Source organism: Nostoc sp. ChiQUE02, assembly GCF_034531305.2.
Taxonomy (GTDB): Bacteria; Cyanobacteriota; Cyanobacteriia; order Cyanobacteriales; family Nostocaceae; genus Nostoc.
Map to the genome: position 1 here is coordinate 13,178 of NZ_JAVRBN020000025.1, position 18,908 is coordinate 32,085.

Here is an 18,908-nt window from a genome sequence, read left to right on the forward strand (position 1 = left end):
CATAAAACTCTTTGTATATGCCTTCATTTGAATCTTTTTATCAAGAATACCCCTGTTCGTACAATTCTCCCTTAAGTTGCGATCGCCCCTTCCAAACGGCGCAGCAAATCAAGGGTGCTAAGTTTTGCTTGGAATGTGGTTTTCCAGCAACTTTACCGCAGGAGGCTGAGATTAAAGGAAATCAGGGGACTTATCAAATAGCTAGTTTTGCCGGTGTGCGGGGTTTAGGCCGCTTATACTCAGGTATCCAACTCAAGGACAAACAACCTGTAATTATCAAAGAATACCTCCTACCCAATCGTTGTTTTAATGAAAGCGAGACTCTAAAGCGGAAAGAAACTTTCAAACGGGTGGGTGGGGTAAGTTTAGCCGATAGTCGAATTCAAAACTTCCGTCTTGTCGAAACTAAAGAAGCGATCGCAGATGAAAAAGGAGAACGCTGTTATTTAATTACTAAAGGGATAGAATCATCCCAAACTTTAGGGAAATATCTCATAGAGAAGGGAGCAATGACATCTCCTGATGTGCGTGAGGTACTAAATCAGGGTTTACAAACTCTCCAGTTTCTCCACACTCAAAAGCTGCGTTTTCCATCAAATCAAACACAACTGGGTATAACTCACGGCAACATCAATTTAGATAGTACTTTAATTAAAGTAGAAAATAATCAAAAGTTTTCTATATATTTTTGTGATTTAGCTATTTGGGAAAACTTATTTATTCCACCTATTATTCCTCAACCCGCTCCCACCAGACCTGAGCAAGATTTAGAATCATTAGGATTACTAGCCTTTTATTTATGGACAGGACGGACAACTAATTTTTTATCAAACCAGCCTCTTGACCCTAGAGATAATCAACAATGGCCAGATACCGATAGCCATTTAAAGCAGTTTATTTATCGTTTAATTGGGCTAGAAACTCCTTTCGAGAGTGCGGAAACGGCTCGTCAAGCACTGTTGCAACTTCCCAAAGAAGATCGTGGCAAAAGTTCAGCGCGTTCGTCGTCTGCTTCTCAAGAAATAGAAAAGCGTTTCCCAATGCCATTAATATTGCTAGTAATTCTGGCTTTATTACTACTCGGCGGGGGAATTTGGTATTGGTTTTTGGGCAGGAAAACAGATAGTCCTAATCAATATATACTATGGTCTAGACTTGTGCGGAATTTCTCAGAGGTTCCCAACGTTCCTTCTGGACAATTTACTTATACAGGAGAAAAAGCCAGTACATGGAGCTATGTTTTAACGCAACCAGTAGACAACAGTCGTTTAGGAGATTTATTGACTAGGCCAAAGCCAGATGCAACAGCAACATTTAACTATAAATCTGTTTTGTCGCCAAATATCAATAATCCGATTAAAAGTATTGAAGAAGTCCAAACAAGCCAAAAAGATTTTGCAATTACTAGTTTAGTAGACAACATCACAGATAAACTTGCTAAAAAACAAGTTGCTTATGATGGATTAATTGTTTTTGTAGCATTTAATAAAAGAGACTCAAATCTTGCTAATGCTCTGGGGGGACAAATCAATCTTGAGCAATTGCGTCAAATTTACACAGGTAAAATTACTAATTGGCAGCAAATTAATCCCAAACTTCCAAATCTGACTGTGAAACCTTTTGCCCCAACCGAACCGGAAGCAATCAGTAAATTTCAAGAAATAGTTCTCAAAAATACCCCTCAGGACGAAGCTTTATTTGCAGCGAAAGTTACTAAACTTGATACAACAAAAACCCAAAATCAGATACGCAGTGAGACTCTAGATGGGCGAACCACTGGTATTATCAGTTTTGGCATTATCAGTAAAACTTTGAGTCAGTGTACTGGCTATCCGCTAGCGATCGCAGATGGTAAAAAGTCAGCTATTCAACCTCTGTTTCAAAAGCGCGATCGCCGCTCAATTAATCCCTCAGATGACTTGTGTCAGCATGATGATTATTATGTTGATGTCACAACTTTCCAAAGCTACCCACTGGGATACCCTATTTTTGTAGTGTACCCTAAAGACAGCAGCCGCCTGCCTGGTGGTTCTACATTTGCCCAGATGCTAACCACTCGTCAGGGTCAGTGTTTACTTAGTAAAGTAGGTCTTGTAGCTTTACAACCTATGCCTGATGATATAAATTCCTATGCCTGCAAATCGGTGCCCTAATCCCAGTTGCGAATATTTTAACCGCGCCCTGCCTAACAATGCTAAGGTTTGTCCCTGGTGTTCCACTCCTGTGGGGAATGTAGTTTCTCCTACACCACAACCGCCTATTCAACCGCAGCCTAGTCAACAACCACCCAGTCAACAACCGCCTGTTCAGTATCAACGGCCAGCAACAGACCAACCTAATTACCAGGTTCCTCAACAAGCCCCCGTTGATTATTCAACAGTCTATCAGCCACGAGTTTCTTATCCACCAACACCCCCTGTTTATACCCCACCGCCGCAAAGAGCACCAGTTTTAAAGCTAATTCACAGCACTGGAAGAGAATTTAACCTGCTTGGGGAAGGAGGTTATATTGGTCGCCGCAGTCAGAGTCCAGGAATAGCGCCGCCAGAAATAGACTTGACTGGTATTCCCAGTGAGGGAATAGTCTCTCGTCGTCATGCACGAGTCGATTGGGATTGGTCGCAAAATTCTTACATGATTGTTGATATGAGTACAAATGGTATTTATTTAAACAACAATCCTCTAACTCCAGGTATGCAATATCGCCTGCTTAACGGTGATTCACTTCGATTTGGTCAGGATAACCTAGTTAATTTTACTGTATACGTTGTATAGCAAAAATTCTATTTGAGAATTGACTAATGACCAATACTTCTCAACGACTTCTCTACGAGACGCTACGCGTAGCTTGCTTCCCCGCAGGGGTACGCTCAGTACAAGTGACCAATGACTAATGACTAATGAGCAATGTATTTCGGGAATTTCTGCAAAAAGTAGGCAGTGGAAACCACACAGCCGAGAATTTAACTCGCGCTCAAGCAGCCACCGCTACAAAAATGATGCTGCTGGGTGAAGCTACACCAGCCCAAATTGGAGCGTTTTTGATTGCTCATCGCATCAAGCGACCCACTGGAGAAGAGTTAGCGGGAATGTTGGATGCATATCATGAACTGGGGCCAAAACTGCAACCCATAGCCTCTGAGCGACCAGCGATCGCTCTTGGTATACCCTATGATGGCAGAACACGCACAGCACCAATTAGTCCTGTAACAGCTTTACTACTCGCCGCAGTTGGACAACCAGTGATAATGCACGGTGGCGATCGCCTACCAACTAAGTATGGCTTACCCCTGATAGATATTTGGCAGGGTTTAGGAGTCGATTGGACTACTCTACCACTAGCAAAAACTCAGCAAGTATTTGAGCAAACGGGAATCGGCTTTATCTATCTACCTCAGCATTTTCCCTTAACTACAAGTATTTGGGAGTACCGCGACCAACTTGGCAAACGTCCGCCCTTGGCGACAATGGAGCTAATTTGGTGTCCTTATGCTGGGGATGCTCACGTAATTGCTGGGTTTGTCCATCCGCCGACAGAAGGGATGTTTAAGATAGCTCTAGGGCTGCGTGGAGTAACAAAATTTACATTAGTGAAAGGATTGGAAGGTAGTTGCGACTTACCGCGCGATCGCACTGCAATTATCAGCTTATCTTCATCCGTAGCATCCCAAGAGGTAGAACGATTGCACCTCGTACCGCGTGATTACGGCTTTACTACCAAGAACGTACCCCTTGGAACTACTGAAGAACTGGTGGCAGATATTCAGGAGGTTTTGACAGGTAAACCAGGTGAACTAATGCAAACAGCCTTGTGGAATGGCGGATTTTATCTATGGCGCAGTGGTATTTGTTCAGATATGCCAGAGGGTTTAGCTAAGGCAGAAGAATTATTGACCAATGGTGTGGTAGCAGCTAAACTCCAAGAACTTAGCCAGGTAGTAAATTCAGTGTCAGCAACTGTACCCTTTAGGGCGTCAGCGACTTCTCCAAAGTAGACTTTTGTTGCAACCAATCCTGGCCCACTTGGATACTGATATCCGAGCCAAGGTTACCAGTACTTTCCACGCGCACTTCGCCAAATCCCAGAGTGTTGCGAATTGATTCGGCACTGTCACCATCTCCTTGTTGGGCGACAATGTGAGTTACCTCTAGAGGTTCACCCCATGCCTTGGCTACATAGATATTGCGATATCCAGATTTTTCTAAAGCTCTAATTAACGGTTGGAGGTTAGAGCGATCGCCACCTGTACTATCTTGAATAGCTACACGTAAAGAGCCTGGGTCAGTCGTAGTCGCCGATTGTTCCTGTTCTAACTCCAAGCCAAAGTGTTGAGCCATCAGTTTCGCAATACCATTTTTGTTGGGCAACCAATAGCTAGCATCAAACTCGCCTTTCTCGCTAAAGCGACCTGGCAGCATTAACATTTGCATATTAGAGCGATTTGTTCGCACCCCAAAACCCATTAGCGCCACTAATTCCTCAACCGTCAAATTAGTATCAATGTGATCTTTCACTACATCAAGAACTTTAGGTAATTGAGCAACAGTAGCTGGGTTGAGTGTTTGATCCATCAAAGCCCGCATGACCATTTGCTGCCGCTGAATCCGACCAATATCACCGAGTTCGTCATGGCGAAAACGCAGTAATTGCAGTGTCTGCTCGCCGTTGAGATGCTGCTTACCCGCCTTCAAATTGATGTACAAATGTTGAGAATCATCTTGATACTTCATATCTTTGGGGACATAGACAGTCACGCCCCCCAAAGCATCAATCAGCTTGGCAACTCCCAGAACGTTAATTCGGACATAGCGATCAATTCCCGCCCCACCTAAGAGATTACTGACGGTTTTAGCAGTCAAAGCTGGGCCACCTTCAAGATTGGCGGAATTAATTTTTTTCACTCCATACCCCTCTATTTCGGTGCGGGTATCTCTGGGAATGGAGAGCATATTTATTTTTTTCGTCTCTGGATCAAATTTGACCAAGAGCATCACATCGGAAAGACCATCAAAGGAGTTTACTTGGGGCAGGTATCTGAGATTTTTGGTTTCTTCAGGAGGGTTTTGGACATCTGGCGGGAGTACGCTCATCCCCATAACCAAGAGATTCACTGGGCGAGTTAATTCTGAAAATCGCATCACACCTCCAGAAATGCGATCGCCATCAAAGACCGCCTCATCCTGTGGACTTAGCTGGGCTTGTTGCAAAGGCGTACTGGTCAAAGATACCGCCAAAAGTGCCCCCGCAGTTGCTGACACCATTGCAATACCACTCATACCTACCCAAAACCAGAGCCAACGTCCTGATTTCGAGTTCTGGGAAATTTTTTTACTGGACTTTGAGGCTTTTCCCGACTGGTTTTCTTCCGCCGAACTTCTTTGAATGGTCACAGACTTCCTCACACTTACTCACTAATCAAATTCGGTAAATTTGCAGACTAAAAACATTCAAACAAATCAACCCATAATAGCTAACTCTTAATTATCAGTGCTAACTTTTTTAATGTAGTGTCAACCACAACACTTATAGCAGCATTTTTCCTTCTTTTGGGCCAATCTAGAGATGTTTTACTGAAGTATGGCAATAATAAACTGGATTTGACTAGATATATAGATAAATCAACTGTAATTTTTTAGGAAATAGGTAAAACTACTGAAAAATTATCATCCTAAAAAATTAAGATAAGTACTTACCAAGTACTCGTTCTGCTAAAGTAGTAAACCCTGATAAACGCCTAGATTTACCCTGTATTAGGCGCAAAATCAACCAGACACTCACTAAAAAGTAACCCGATGTGAGAAAACTATTCAGGATAAATAGACGTAGCGGAAAAAAATCTGAAGTTGCTGCTCCGGTAGCTAATAATAGATATCCCAACAGCCAAGTAAGTGCCAAAGTAATAGACAGACGACTAATAGCAAGTTGTTCCCGACTACCCTGGCCCCGATAGAGAGTCCACAAGGATGGAAAAAAGCCGATGATCGGAACTAAATGTAAAAGCAACTGTGTTTTGGGGATTGGGTATGGGGCACCTGTACTGAGCGTTCGCGTAGCGTCTCGTGGAGAAGCCGTTGGCGCAGCCTCTCGTAGAGAAGTATTGGGCATGGGGCATTGGGCAGAGGAAGAGGAGAGGAATTTTCCCCCTGCTCCCTGCTCCCTGCTCCCTGCTCCCCACTCCCCATTCTCTTTCGGTTCAAAATTTTCCATTGGGGTTAGTCTAACTCCTAAACTAGAAGGATGAATAAGACTCATATAGTTAGAGATAATAAGCTGTAAAGAAAGATTTAACTTAGTTCTATTCCGCAATCAGCTCAAAATGCAGACACGCAAGCTACTCGACTGGTGGCAAACATTCACACCAATAGCGCGAATCGGGGCGATCGCGTTATTCCTTCCGCTGCTAGTTCTTAATGGTTGGGCACTTTCGGTATTTTTTAATTATTTCCATTCTCTCATAGTCATTTTAGTCGGAGCCTCAGTGCTAGCATTTCTGCTCAACTACCCCGTGAGCTGGATGGAGCATCATGGTGCTAGGCGAGAGCAAGTTGCTATTTTAGTATTTCTCTTGGCTTTATCGATTTTATTGGCATTGGGTGTGACACTTTTTCCGCTGGCCCTTACCCAAGCTCAACAACTGGTAGCTCGTTTGCCAGAGTTGATCGACTCTGGACGCTCTCAGTTAATGATATTAAACGAAAAAGCTGAGACTTTTGGCTTACCGATTAACCTCGATGCTCTGGTAGTGCAAATCAACGATCGCGTTAAGGGACAATTGCAAGCGATCGCTGGACAAGTTTTAAATCTGGCGGTTGTTACAGTTACTAGTCTGCTAGATATTCTCTTGACGATGGTTTTGACTTTCTATCTTTTACAGCATGGAGGTGAACTCTGGCAAAGTTTAGTAGAATGGTTACCCTCTAAATTTCGCGATCCTTTCTCCAAAACAGTCCGCCTGAGCTTCCAAAATTTCTTTATCACCCAGCTGATTTTATCGACTTGCATGGCATCAGCCCTCATTCCTACCTTTTTGTGGCTGAAAGTGCCATTTGGTTTACTATTTGGTCTAACTATTGGTCTGATGGCTCTCGTCCCCTTCGGCGGTTCTGTAGGTATCGCCCTGACTACACTATTGGTAGCCCTGCAAGATTTCTCAATGGGTGTGAGAGTATTGATCGCAGCAGTAATTGTCCAACAAATTCTCGAAAACTTAATTGCCCCTCGAATTTTAGGCAGCTTTACGGGTTTAAATCCAGTTTGGATTTTAATTTCAGTCTTGACAGGAGCAAGAATTGGCGGGCTGTTGGGTGTAATAGTGGCAGTACCCACAGCTGTTGTAATTAAGACCGCTTTAAGCGCTCTACGTCCTGGAGCGCTAACCAGTGAAGCAGAAGACAGCGCCACTGGGGAAATAACTGCATCTATAGCAAATGAGTCCCCGAAAGCTGACGCTAAAAACACTCTGAGCATTTCTGAAGCGACATTACCTTAAGGAGGCAGGAGGCAGAAGGCAGGAGGCAGGAGGGATTCAAGACTTCATCTTTTGAATAGTTGACACCATGATTCCTTGAAACCTATCAACTTCTTCCAAAATCGGAATAAATATTTCCGGGGATGTCAATCCAACTTCCTTGGCAATAATCAACTGGGTATCAAGTTCTCGAAGCGAACCCAGAGCAATATGAAGAAACTGGATATAAACGTTGCTGTGTTCTTCTACCATAGCCTTCCCTAACGGGACGCTACGCGAACTGCTATATTTGATGGCACAGAAACTGCCGAGCGTCTAATTTGACTAGTTAATCCGTAAAGTTCAGACTTAAGAAATTTTTCGGTAAGTCGATAGCAGGTAATAGCAAGCTTGACTCCGCGTTGCCATATAAACTGCTCTCTATAGCTCATGATGAGTGAAGTTTGAAGTAGGAAGTTGGAAGAAACTAGATAATTTTACACCTCTTGCCTCCTGCCTTCTGACTCCTCATTGTGGCTCAATGATTGAACCCATAAACAAAAGACTTCCTGTTTGATTATCCCTAATGGCACAGAAGAAGGGACGGTCAACAATCATTCGGAATGGTTCTGGTTCATCTCGCAAAGATGTTGCTACTATGCCCACTGAAGTAGCCGCAGCCGCTTCGGTGCCTTCTTCGTTTACTTCCACAAAAGTTTTATGCTTAACTTGGCTAATGGCAAAATTTTTACCCATGCCGGAAAAATTGGCTTTGTTGCTGAAAGCCTCTCCCATGCCTAAAGTTTTCAAGGCATCATTGAGTGTAATATCATATTCTGTTTTGAAGCGGGGTAGGCGAATAAATCCTTCTTGTTTCTTGAACTGAGTCATCCATTTTTCCCAGTTCTCAACATTCAAGTTTTGATAGAAGGCTTTGAGGTTAGAATTTTGTTTGGGCAAGAAGATATAAAAACTGACTTTACCATCTTTCCCGTAAGGTAAACTAACTGCCTGAAATTGTTCGCTTTCATAATATCTATAATCACCCTTCTGTGACATCATTGGGTGTTGTTTTCGTCTGCCAGATGTGATGTAAAAAGGGTATTGAGCAGTTTGACTTTTGTCAAATTTGTTGCTCCAATTACCTTTAAAATATATGGCATTAATTAGAAATAACACTTGATTGGGTTCAATCGTTTCAACTATTTTAGCGATTTTACCCTTAGTATTTTCTTTTACCCAGTTATTGATAATACTAGATGCGGCGGCATCTTTAAAGTTTAAATTGCTGACCTTAGCTTGATAAAAATCCTGGGTTTTCTTGAGGAAGTCTGGTGCAAAACTAACATCTTGATTTGCCCAAAGTGAGTTAGCGATATTCAGTTGCACTTTTGCATCAGAATTATCTAAAAGCTGCTTTAATGCCGCCGCGTAAGAAGAGTTGATTTCTGGTAGATTCATCCCCTGCAATTCCAGGGTTTTTGCCATTGCTTGTTGAGTCGAGCCACTAGCGCCGTTGTAGGTCATAGCAAGAGCGATCGCAACACTAGAAGGTGAGATAAAAACATTCTTCTCACCTTTATCATCTTTCAGAACTTCTGAAAATAGTTTGAAGCCAAACTTATTGCTAGACTCAACTATTCTTGTATCAGTGTTGACTGTTTTTTTTTGTAATGGAGTTTCTGGCTGAGGTAAACTAGATTGGGCGAGGGCATTTTTGCTACTCTCGACTTGAGAACACCCTAATACACTGAATAGAACAACACTTGCAGCTGCCAGAGCATAACGTCTGCCCAGACTCACACCATAACGTCTTTGCAGGAAATTTTCTTTCGCATCACTAAGTTTTTGCCGATTCATTCTGCTACCTCACTTGCCAAAGATTCCCGATCTGTGCTTAGGATTGACGCAGATACTGTGTCAATGATTAACTATTGCATTTGCTCCAATAGAAAAATGGGACTGTTACAGTTTTTGTAACAGCAAGTTAGTAGCTCAAAAAAAATAAACACAACTTATTAGAGTTGCTAATTCCTAATTGAGACGGCTATGCAGACGAATTATGAAAAATCTCGATTTTTAGGAATTTTATTATTTATATATAAAAGTATTGTAGACTACTTAATCACAAAATAACCACCGCTCTTGGTTTTTAAAGATAAAATCACCTTTCTCAATTCACGAAATACCAAACTTTTGTAGGGGCACACGATAGATGTGCGCCCTTATAGGGGACTATGTTTCGAATAGATGAAAAACGCTGTAAGTTGACACAGTTAACAGTTGTGCGCCCCTATTTCAATTGATAGGTACACTCCACCAAGCTAAACTATAGGGCTGAGTCGCTTCATTTAACTTTTGACGAAACTGGACGCGGATTTTGTAATTGCCAGTAGCAGCAACGGGGCAGAAAATATGTTCTACACTATCAATTTGGCTGACTGAGGAGCAAACAGTACCAGCATCTGAATTTTGAGCATCGGCTTTTACTAAGTATAGGTCGAGATTATTTAAGCCGCGATCGCGAAAATTTTCGCCCACTTCATATTGCTGGTTTTTATTTTTATCGTTGAGTTCTACCAATCGATCCCAACTCAGGGTAACAGCAACAAAACTCCCCTGCTTTAACGGTTTTGCTAATATATAGTCAACAGATGCTCCAACATCGACTGTGCGATAATCCCAACCAATAGCTGGCACCGCAGCGGATGCCTGCCATTGACCAGCACTAAATTGCTGATAAGCGCGAAATACATTTAAATGACCCGCTCCCATTTGGGCGTCCAAGGGAATCTTTGGATCTTTGTAAGCATCAGAATCTAGCCAATTTTGATTTTGTTTATCAATTAGCGTCCGGCTCATTCCCAACCGTAAGCCATCGCCGCTATCCAGGATTTTGTCTGCTGAATTTAGCAATACAGCTTTCATTACTTGATGACGCCGAGAATCGATGCTCCAGTGGGGTTGTTTTGTCCGCATCTGTCTGTCAGCAAATTCCTGCAACACAGCAACAGTAGCCGTAACCTGAGGCGCTGCAAAACTCGTACCTGTAACCTTATTCAATTTGCCATCTGGATTGAGCAAAGGAATGTTATTACCAGGAGCAACTAAACTGATGGCGCGACGCCCATCAAGATCAAATTCCCTTCCAGCTAGCCTTCCACTCACCCCTTGGTTAACACCCGCCAGATTAGCCACGTCTACTTTGTTAAAAACTCCCCCTCGGCGGGATGAAAAAGCCACGTTCACTCCGTTAAAATTATCTGTAGGAATGGGAATACCGCCCTTACCTTGGTTGCCTGCGATCGCATACAAAACATCATGAACGCGACTAGACCAGTCAACACATAAAGTTAGTAAAGCATTACCATCTAAAGTAGCCTCTGGGCGAGGATCGCGGCTTAGAGGTTCACCAAAGCTAAAGTTAATAGCACGGACATCACCACTATTTTGTAGCGCTATATGCTGGGCCGATAAACACTCTTCTGGCTGACCCATGTTTTTAGTGGAACCCACCGCCGATGAATACAGTCGCGCTCCCGGAGCAACTCCCGGCAAAGCTTTGTCTTGACTCACCATCACACCAGCGACATTGTAAGCGTGGGGGTCAACACCACTATTTGATTTAGCTGGGCCATTGCGTAAGAACACCGCCGCTAAAGATATGGCGCGGTTTTTAGACACTGTCTTATCCCACCCAAACATTCCCGGCCGGCCAATTTCCACTTGACCAATAGCAATCTTACGACCGATTAAATTATAAGGAGATTGGTGTAGCTTCAGAGCATCAATACCGTTAGTTCCTAGTGCAGATTCTAAAGCTGAAGCAATTACCGGCGCACTCAAACAAGAAGCACTTAATCCCCAAATTATCCAGGTTAGTTTTTTAGTCATTTGTCATTTGTCACTTGTACTGAGCAAAGTCGAAGTATTGGTCATTCAATTTTAGATTTTGAATTTTGGATTTGGGATTGAAGGAAAAATCTAAAATCGTTCGACTGAGCGAAGTCGAAGTCTAAAATCTGAAATCCAAAATTATGAGTCTTGCTCAATGCTTTGTTACAATGCGTACAGACGAGGACGCTTAAAAACCCACTAGCCATGACCCAAAACCTATCTCAAAAGCCCATTGTAATTGCTCCATCTATCCTATCAGCCGATTTTAGTCGTCTGGGTGATGAAATTCGCGCTGTAGACGCGGCTGGAGCAGATTGGATTCATGTTGATGTAATGGACGGTCGTTTTGTACCTAATATTACGATAGGCCCTCTGGTTGTGGAGGCGATTCGTCCGATTACAACCAAGCCACTGGATGTCCACTTGATGATTGTGGAGCCAGAAAAGTATGTAGAGGGATTTGCTAAGGCGGGTGCCGATATTATTTCCGTACACTGCGAGCATAATGCTTCCCCACACCTGCACCGCACCTTGGGACAAATTAAAGAGCTTGGTAAGAAAGCTGGAGTTGTACTTAATCCTGGTAGCCCTCTAGAGCTAATTGAATACGTTCTAGATTTGTGCGATTTAGTACTGATTATGAGCGTCAATCCTGGCTTTGGTGGTCAAAGTTTTATCCCTGGTGTGTTACCAAAAATCCGCAAGCTGCGCCAAATGTGTGATGAACGCGGTCTTGACCCTTGGATTGAAGTGGATGGAGGACTGAAGGCAAATAATACCTGGCAAGTTTTGGAAGCGGGAGCCAATGCAGTTGTCGCTGGTTCAGCTGTATTTAACGCTAAAGATTATGCTGAGGCTATTACAGCAATTCGCAATAGCAAGCGTCCTACCCCAGAATTAGCCAAAGTTTAATTCATTTTTGAATTAACCATTCTCCACAAAAGTAGGGTGGGCAAATTGCCCATCTTAGTTTTTATTTACACAAAAAAACTGGAAGCTATTCAAGTTTTGAACTTCCAGTAGTTGTTATATAAATTGAAAGTTTAGAAACTACAGATAATCCAGGTTGGGAGGACTAGGATTACAATAGTCGAAAGAGAAGCGTATTGGTTCTAAGTTCTACCAGCCACCACAACGATTTCACCGTAACTTTTCTATTTCTGTTCCTGGTATTGATGTTAAGCGTTTGCTTTATTAACTAAAGCAACACCAACAACAGGATAGGAAGTTTTATAAGCATTACTCGCACCGTCTGCAGTCGGTGAAAGCTGTATAAAGTTTGGATTGGGGGAATCCACCGCTCCAATTTCTCTTTGCTCAGACTTCCTCAAATATAGAACCACCAGTAGAAACGGTTGGATCATCAGTTTTGGTGTAGGAGTTATTTACTCCATAAAATGCTGACTACTTTTGTAATCAGTTTGATTTATTTCATAGTCAGAACTAATCATCGATTTTATTTTTTAAAATTAACTGCTTGCCAATCACCTCTATTTTGGTTGAAGTTGTAGTTGTTATTAGTTTACCAATCTTGTCAGTATATATTTGCCATTTTGGCAGATTTTTGGAAAAAATTATCAAATCAATGAGTGCTATAGAAAACCTGCCATGCTATAAATTTTAAATTAGCATGGCAGGCTCTCAAACACTCAATCAACTCTAGGGCAGAATCTATTGATTCAAAATACTTTTTAATTGAATCCACAAGATTTCAAGGAAATGTCTTGAGTATTTTCTGGTTTTAATGGTGATTTGTTTGATTGATGTTCGTTAATTTGCTGTGTCAATCTCTGGTCTAAACTACCACCACGGATTTCTGTTTTTTGCTTTCCAACTATTTCAAGATAAGCTAGGTCTTTAATTTTGCTCAAGCAGCTTGATGACACATTACTATCAGACCTTGAATCGTTAGCATGTTTCAGCATTTTTAGATTTTCACTTTGCTGTTGTTTTGTCCTGTTGGCTTGAGAGTTTTCTTTGAGCAATCGATTGTAGGTGCGGTATGGAATGTAATGGAGAGGATTATAACCAGCAAATCGCAGCATTAAAACACATGCCCAGGAATACTTTCCAGCAAGAATTGCTTCAACTACTTTATCAAATTGTTGAGCCTTTACTGTTTGATCTAAGGTACTACTAATGCCAGCAATGTCTTGATTCATCATAGTGTTTAGTTATCTTGGATGAAGTAAACTAGTTAAGTTTCTGCGATTGTTGGTGTTTTGATTGAGGTGTACAGACTGCACTAGCCTTTTTGCAGCTGTTGAATCGCTTTTGGGAAATTATCAGCAATAGGGCGGTGTTGGATGTTGACGAGAGATAAAAATCCATCAATCAACTGACGCGTACATAACTTTCCCAAGCTCTGATTGGCTCTTGCAGCTTTGAGTGGCAAATACCCAGGCTCAAACTTCTCTGCTGTTTGAGCTTTACCTTGGCGCTGTTGAGCAGAGTTTTAGTGATTTTGGCTGATAACTCCCCTAGTAAACTAGTTTCGGCAAGAGCTAGCTCGTAGTAGGGATACAAATTATATAGATTCATTCCTGAACTGTCCCCTTGGCTTGAGGTTTCGACTGCATTTGACCTGATGATTCTTTCCATGAACTGACCTTTGATTAAAAACAATCAAGTTTTTAATCAAGTTTGTTAGTTGCTCAGTCCTTATTTTCCAGACTCCCTCCGATGAATGGAGGAAATTTTGCTTATAGCTAGTAAGTGAAAGGTAAAAATTTATCTTTTGTCTTGTCAGATGACTGATAAAACAAGAGTCTTGGCATGGTTCTTGGTAGATGCAGTTTTGTCCTCTTAAACTTTCTCAACTCCTAATTCAATAAATTTTATGTGTTCATGTGTTTGTATTTCTTATTACTGCTTGATTCAGCGTTTTCCGGCAAGTTTCCATATTTGTTTGACTACGATAAAAAACTTATTTATCTTTGTACGCTAATAACACTATTTGTATCTATACTATTTTTTGTCACTAATGTCATCTACTAATTTAGCAGATTTACAAGTTAAATTTACTGAATGAATTCCGATACTTACTTGTATGTTGTGCAGCTTTTAATTTTGTCCCTCTTTTGCTAATTTATGGGGGGTCTTACCCCTCACCCAATGTGAATTTAAACCCTTTATTATTGTCGAGTCACCAGATAATATTACCATTAAGTATGATGTAAAACAACTTCTAAAAATAGTAGAAGATAGAGATTGAAAAACCTTAACAGCCATAGTATTGGACATATTTTTTCAATATGTTCAATTTGAACATAAACATTTATTAGCCATATAGTTCTTGATTGGCAAGAACTACAGCTTCAGCTTATCTAAATAAAATCGCTGTAAACTGTTCATAAATATTTGATAATTATCAACCAGTAATCATACAGAGCCTAGTTATAAAATAAAGTTTCTGAGTAGTGATAATATATATAGCTAATTTTAATTAGCTTTAAATGAGTCAAATCAAACATACATGGCTGGATGCTTTTTAGTAAAAGCATTTAGTAGGCTAATTTCGTACAAAATTAGAGAAATTAATAATAAAGTTAAAGTTAATTAGCACAGAAGTTTGTTAAGCTGATTTAGCAGTGATTTATCTATGTATTAATATTTGACATATTTATAAAGTTTAGATTAAAAATGTAGTGGTAATTCAGCTAAATGGTAGTAAAAACCACTAATTGCGATGAGTTAGCGATCAATGCCTTACTAAACAAGAATACCTCGGTCTAGAGCACTGCGCTGTTAAGGAAATGCGCCAGATGCCCAAAATCAGGAAGCTGATGGCAAAGACATTCAGAGAAAAGAAGCTTTTAACATTCAGTACTTGGTTGATAATGACCTGAGTAGATAGGGAAGTCGCCAGCCCAAAAACTTGCACCAGCAACCAAGCCAGAATTATTTGTCTGAGTAATTTTCGGTAATGCCGCAATGTCTGCCAGTGGCGACCCAAGGAGAGTTTTTCGCCCTTGGGGGTATTCAAGTTTTCCGTAGGGTCTAAAAGTAAGACATATCCTGTCCAGATAGCTTCAAACTCTGGATGCAAGAGCCAGGCTTTGCCTATGGCTGGATCAATCAATATGCGATCGCCTTTAACTCTCCAGACAACCACATAATGAATTTCTTGCCAATAAGCTATCCACGGGTTATAATATGATTCCAGCTTACCAAGACTCGCCCTTACTAATAGCGCTTCATATCCCAAAGTCTGGGCTGCTTCTGTTAAACCCTGGAGAAATCCACCTGTAGGATCTACCCGTGCTAAATTACGCAAATTGTAAAGGTTTAAGCGTATGCCCCGGTATTGGCTAATCATTGTCAAACACGCAGCGCCACAATCTGATGAACTTTGCTGTTGAATAAAAGGATATGCACGCCATAGCCTAGCTTTTGATTGTGAACATAGTCTGGGAAATATTCGCAATATTTATGGCTAAAGCTAATAATATTTGCATTTTTTGAAACAGTAGTCTTGAATTCTCAATCCTTCAACTCTTACGATTACTGAAATTTTCCTTCGCTTCCGGAAACACTCGGAAAATAAAATCACAAATCTAGACTCTGCTTTCTCAGATGAAGACAGGCTAAATTTGACAACGCACACACAACATGTGGAATATGACTGTTTGTCGCGGTGCATATCTATCTCTACCTACCATCTGCTGCGTGAAAAAGCAGGGGAGCAGGGGGAGAAAAACCACCCGCGGGTGTTGCTCTCAACCCTCGTGAGAAAAGGAGCAGGGGTACTTTCGCTTACAATTGCACTCGGTTTGTACCTTTTCCCCTGCCCCCTGCCTCTTATCAAAACAAGAACCGCTTTGACTGTTAATTAATTAATAACTAAATAAATTCCCCAGATAGCCATTGCCCGTAGGTAGGTGCTAGCGCGAAAAGTAGCAGTTGCAGTGATAGCTTCAGGCGTGCGAAATTGTAGACCATTGTCATAAATTTGCTGCACCACAGCTTGTGTCAACCTCAATGCTTCATCCTTCATTCCCATCTGCACGAGAAAAGCCGCCAGCCCAAAGTTTATCCCTGTCCAAACTTCTAGGGGATGAGTAGCTTGGGGATTTTCTGGTGAACCGTCAGGACGAACACCATTAGCAGCACCAAACTCACCATTGCAGAATTTCAAAAAGCACGCATCATAAACAGTTTTCAGCGCGGAAAGGGCGCGATCGCTCGGTACAATATCAGCTAAGTCCAGCAGACGGGCGTAGAATTGTCCGCACAATTGATCTGCCATCACCACATCGGAACCACTTTCACTATCAAGTTTGTAATATTTTCCATTCCAGAGTTTTTCGTCATAGATGGGGCGAGATTGTTCTAACCAAGCTTCATAAGTGGACTTTTGTGCTGCCAACTCTGCTGTGTTACCTGTCTGGTAAGTTAATAAAACATCACTGATGGCGATCGCAGCCTCCAGCGCCGCTAACCACAACCCACCACAATAGGCGCTGACACCCTGTAACCGCCAATCATCAAAGGTTTGGTCAGGCGCACCAGAATTTTCCGGAATCCCATCACCATCAAGGTCAAAAGTTTTCAGGTAGTTGAGGGTTTGAACGATCGCATTCCAACAATCTGCCAAGAATTCGACATCGTCAGCACCCGTAAGCAGAAAATCACGGTATACTTGCAAGACAAAATCACTACCCAAATCTTTCCACAAATTGCAGTCTTGATAGCTGGTGTAGTTGGTTTTCTGCCAGACGTGTTCATTCGGTGCGCCTAAATCGTGGGGTGTTGCACCTGCGACTTTCCGAACAGCGATCGGGCTTTCTGCCTTAATTGTCATGTAATAGCCAATTATCCGGGGTGTATCGTCACCTTGAGGAATCGCCCGTGCAAATGCCCGCATTACCGACTTTTCCAGTTCTGGGAACAGCATCAGCAGGGCAAAAGAGCCATACAACCGTACATCTAGACTTTCATACCAGCGGTAATCTAGGCATTCCAGCACCGCAAACTGACCGATGGGATCAAGATCCGATGCTGCACTCCAGAGAGTACCGCCGCTAGTGAGGTCATAAAGCTCATTAAATAGAGCCATCTTAAACCAGTCGGGCAAATCTTCCCGGTCGAGAATGGGTTTTTGCCAACTTTGAATTTGCGATCGCCAGCTTTGGTATTCTTGTAGTGCAGTAGATGCGATCGCCCAAGCATTATTTCCACTTTTACCAAAAAAGTCTGTATATCTGCGGTAATAGTTAACTCCGGCGGCAAATTCCGTAATCGGCAAATCCCAAGCGAGAACAAAGGGAATTTCGAGAGTTTCGCCTGGTTGGAGAGTGAAACGGAGTGCGATCGCAGCCCCAATTTGTGTATTCTTTGTTGCTGGAGTCGTATCAACATAATTGGACAGAGAACCATCTTTAGCAAAGCTTTGCCACACCTCCTCACCCGTACCTTCAGGATTCCAGTGAGTGTGGTGAAATACTTCCACTTGGGGATGCTTCAGCGTTGCAATACACCAGGTTCCATCGCCTTCTTGTAAAGGTTCATCACTATCAACCCGACCTAAAACACAGCCAAACTGTTGTGTATTTTCAACTATTTGGTTATAGTTCCCTTCACTTTCGCCCCAGCGCGGTTGGTATTCGTAAACCGGACTACCATCATCGCGCACCTGCACTTGGGGAGATTTGAGGGCGTTAGTAAACCAACCCACCATATTTTGCCAAGTGAGCATGATGCTGAGAGTAATAGGTGCATCTGTGGGATTGTGAGCATTCCAGAGGAATATCGCCACAGGGTAGCTAGTTTCTTGGTAATTGCCTGCCCAAATAGGTGAAAACTGCTCACAGGTCAACTGTGCTTGAAATACGTTTTCATACACAAACCAGCTACGTGGGTATAACGCATGATAATTGCCCGTCCCCTCTGTGCCGAGAAGTGTCGGATACCACTGCCAAGCCTTGAGAATACCATCTTCAGGGGCTTGAGTAGACAAAGCGCAGGCTTGGGAAGATGTGCCATTAGATTCAAACACACTGAATTGACAAGCGGGAACGTTTTTAAAGCTATGCTCACCGCCATCGATGTGCCACAGGTTAAAATGTCCCCGTGAAGAACGACCGATGCAACCTGCACCAAAGCCACCTAAAGGCATACCATGCCAAGGGCCATCATCGATATTACTTGCGTAGCGGACGGTATAAGGTTTATCCCAGCCTAAACCGATGGGACGGCTCCAAGTGCAAGAAGGAATTTTCGGGGAGAGTTGATTTGTCATCGCCTGATGTTACAGCGTGCAGTTACGTCAATGAAGACTAACGCGATGTGCGATTTTTCTCAAGGGATTTGTTCAGACAAGTATTTTATCTGTAACTTTCCGCCTTTAGAACTCGTTACTTGAGCTTCATAACTGCAACAACCGAGATCCAAGGCTCAGTAATGGTGAGTGAAAGGCGAAGGCGTAGCCCGGCGCAGACATCGCTTCCATACTTACTAAGTAGTGGAGGTATAGAGCTGATCACAGTGCAAATTGTCTCCGGAACCTGGTTACTAGAAGTCGCGGTTGCACCCTTGAAAAGCGGAAACGTTTGAATAATAAGC

General features: G+C 42.3%; 14 protein-coding genes and 1 pseudogene. 5 read left to right on the top strand and 10 right to left on the bottom strand.

The window, feature by feature from the left end; all coding sequences use genetic code 11:
* The first annotated feature begins 17 nt into the window (after window positions 1-17).
* The 3 genes from RM347_RS23115 (at window position 18) to RM347_RS23125 (ending at window position 3,995) form a co-directional block, all read left to right on the top strand.
* A complete protein-coding gene (locus tag RM347_RS23115) occupies window positions 18-2,153 on the top strand; it encodes a substrate-binding domain-containing protein (RefSeq protein WP_322721015.1) in 2,136 nt (711 codons plus the stop codon).
* Window positions 2,131-2,775 carry an FHA domain-containing protein gene (locus tag RM347_RS23120; RefSeq protein ID WP_322721014.1) on the top strand — a complete coding sequence of 215 codons (645 nt, stop codon included), beginning with the start codon at window positions 2,131-2,133 and terminating at the stop codon, window positions 2,773-2,775. Before RM347_RS23115 ends, RM347_RS23120 begins: the two co-directional genes overlap by 23 nt.
* 125 nt (window positions 2,776-2,900) lie before the next feature.
* Entirely contained in the window at window positions 2,901-3,995 is a 1,095-nt protein-coding gene (locus RM347_RS23125; protein ID WP_322721013.1) for an anthranilate phosphoribosyltransferase family protein, read from the top strand.
* Here the strand turns inward: RM347_RS23125 and RM347_RS23130 are convergent.
* On the bottom strand, window positions 3,967-5,391 hold the full coding sequence (locus tag RM347_RS23130; protein WP_322721012.1) for an LCP family protein: 1,425 nt from the start codon (window positions 5,389-5,391) through the stop codon (window positions 3,967-3,969). The two genes, RM347_RS23125 and RM347_RS23130, sit on opposite strands and share 29 nt — an antisense overlap.
* Before the next feature lie 286 nt (window positions 5,392-5,677).
* On the bottom strand, window positions 5,678-6,106 hold the full coding sequence (locus RM347_RS23135) for a hypothetical protein (protein WP_416211934.1): 429 nt from the start codon (window positions 6,104-6,106) through the stop codon (window positions 5,678-5,680).
* Window positions 6,107-6,317: 211 nt separating this feature from the next.
* On the opposite strand from RM347_RS23135, the gene RM347_RS23140 reads away from it, so the two are divergent.
* Complete coding sequence (locus RM347_RS23140; RefSeq protein ID WP_322721011.1) at window positions 6,318-7,490, top strand: AI-2E family transporter; 1,173 nt, start codon at window positions 6,318-6,320, stop codon at window positions 7,488-7,490.
* A gap of 36 nt (window positions 7,491-7,526) precedes the next feature.
* Here the strand turns inward: RM347_RS23140 and RM347_RS23145 are convergent.
* The 3 genes and pseudogenes from RM347_RS23145 to RM347_RS23155 form a co-directional block, all read right to left on the bottom strand.
* Window positions 7,527-7,900, bottom strand: a pseudogene (locus RM347_RS23145) (four helix bundle protein).
* Window positions 7,901-7,976: 76 nt separating this feature from the next.
* Window positions 7,977-9,308: a serpin family protein gene (locus tag RM347_RS23150; protein WP_322721010.1), complete on the bottom strand. Its 1,332-nt coding sequence runs from the start codon at window positions 9,306-9,308 to the stop codon at window positions 7,977-7,979.
* A 438-nt stretch (window positions 9,309-9,746) separates the two neighbouring features.
* A complete protein-coding gene (locus tag RM347_RS23155) occupies window positions 9,747-11,342 on the bottom strand; it encodes a S8 family serine peptidase (protein WP_322721009.1) in 1,596 nt (531 codons plus the stop codon).
* 207 nt (window positions 11,343-11,549) lie between these two features.
* Between RM347_RS23155 and rpe the strand changes: the two genes are divergently transcribed.
* On the top strand, window positions 11,550-12,257 hold the full coding sequence (gene rpe, locus RM347_RS23160) for a ribulose-phosphate 3-epimerase (RefSeq protein ID WP_322721008.1): 708 nt from the start codon (window positions 11,550-11,552) through the stop codon (window positions 12,255-12,257).
* Window positions 12,258-12,523: 266 nt separating this feature from the next.
* Here rpe and RM347_RS23165 read toward each other — a convergent pair whose 3' ends face one another.
* The 5 genes from RM347_RS23165 to RM347_RS23185 form a co-directional block, all read right to left on the bottom strand.
* Window positions 12,524-12,709, bottom strand: coding sequence for a hypothetical protein (locus RM347_RS23165; RefSeq protein ID WP_322721007.1), 186 nt, complete (start codon window positions 12,707-12,709; stop codon window positions 12,524-12,526).
* A gap of 327 nt (window positions 12,710-13,036) precedes the next feature.
* Window positions 13,037-13,507, bottom strand: coding sequence for a HetP family heterocyst commitment protein (locus RM347_RS23170; protein WP_322721029.1), 471 nt, complete (start codon window positions 13,505-13,507; stop codon window positions 13,037-13,039).
* A 172-nt stretch (window positions 13,508-13,679) separates the two neighbouring features.
* On the bottom strand, window positions 13,680-13,946 hold the full coding sequence (locus RM347_RS23175; protein WP_322721006.1) for a hypothetical protein: 267 nt from the start codon (window positions 13,944-13,946) through the stop codon (window positions 13,680-13,682).
* Window positions 13,947-15,045: 1,099 nt separating this feature from the next.
* A complete protein-coding gene (locus RM347_RS23180) occupies window positions 15,046-15,771 on the bottom strand; it encodes a cysteine peptidase family C39 domain-containing protein (RefSeq protein WP_416211933.1) in 726 nt (241 codons plus the stop codon).
* A 405-nt stretch (window positions 15,772-16,176) separates the two neighbouring features.
* Entirely contained in the window at window positions 16,177-18,585 is a 2,409-nt protein-coding gene (locus RM347_RS23185; protein WP_322721004.1) for a GH116 family glycosyl hydrolase, read from the bottom strand.
* Window positions 18,586-18,908: the final 323 nt, after the last annotated feature.

Coding starts and splice junctions, on each gene's coding strand:
- RM347_RS23125 (WP_322721013.1), top strand. CDS start 2,901: ATGAGCAATGTATTTCGGGAATTTCTGCAAAAAGTAGGCAGTGGAAAC.
- RM347_RS23150 (WP_322721010.1), bottom strand. CDS start 9,308: ATGAATCGGCAAAAACTTAGTGATGCGAAAGAAAATTTCCTGCAAAGA.
- rpe (WP_322721008.1), top strand. CDS start 11,550: ATGACCCAAAACCTATCTCAAAAGCCCATTGTAATTGCTCCATCTATC.
- RM347_RS23155 (WP_322721009.1), bottom strand. CDS start 11,342: ATGACTAAAAAACTAACCTGGATAATTTGGGGATTAAGTGCTTCTTGT.
- RM347_RS23120 (WP_322721014.1), top strand. CDS start 2,131: ATGCCTGCAAATCGGTGCCCTAATCCCAGTTGCGAATATTTTAACCGC.
- RM347_RS23185 (WP_322721004.1), bottom strand. CDS start 18,585: ATGACAAATCAACTCTCCCCGAAAATTCCTTCTTGCACTTGGAGCCGT.
- RM347_RS23165 (WP_322721007.1), bottom strand. CDS start 12,709: ATGATCCAACCGTTTCTACTGGTGGTTCTATATTTGAGGAAGTCTGAG.
- RM347_RS23175 (WP_322721006.1), bottom strand. CDS start 13,946: ATGGAAAGAATCATCAGGTCAAATGCAGTCGAAACCTCAAGCCAAGGG.
- RM347_RS23170 (WP_322721029.1), bottom strand. CDS start 13,507: ATGAATCAAGACATTGCTGGCATTAGTAGTACCTTAGATCAAACAGTA.
- RM347_RS23115 (WP_322721015.1), top strand. CDS start 18: ATGCCTTCATTTGAATCTTTTTATCAAGAATACCCCTGTTCGTACAAT.
- RM347_RS23135 (WP_416211934.1), bottom strand. CDS start 6,106: ATGCCCAATACTTCTCTACGAGAGGCTGCGCCAACGGCTTCTCCACGA.
- RM347_RS23140 (WP_322721011.1), top strand. CDS start 6,318: ATGCAGACACGCAAGCTACTCGACTGGTGGCAAACATTCACACCAATA.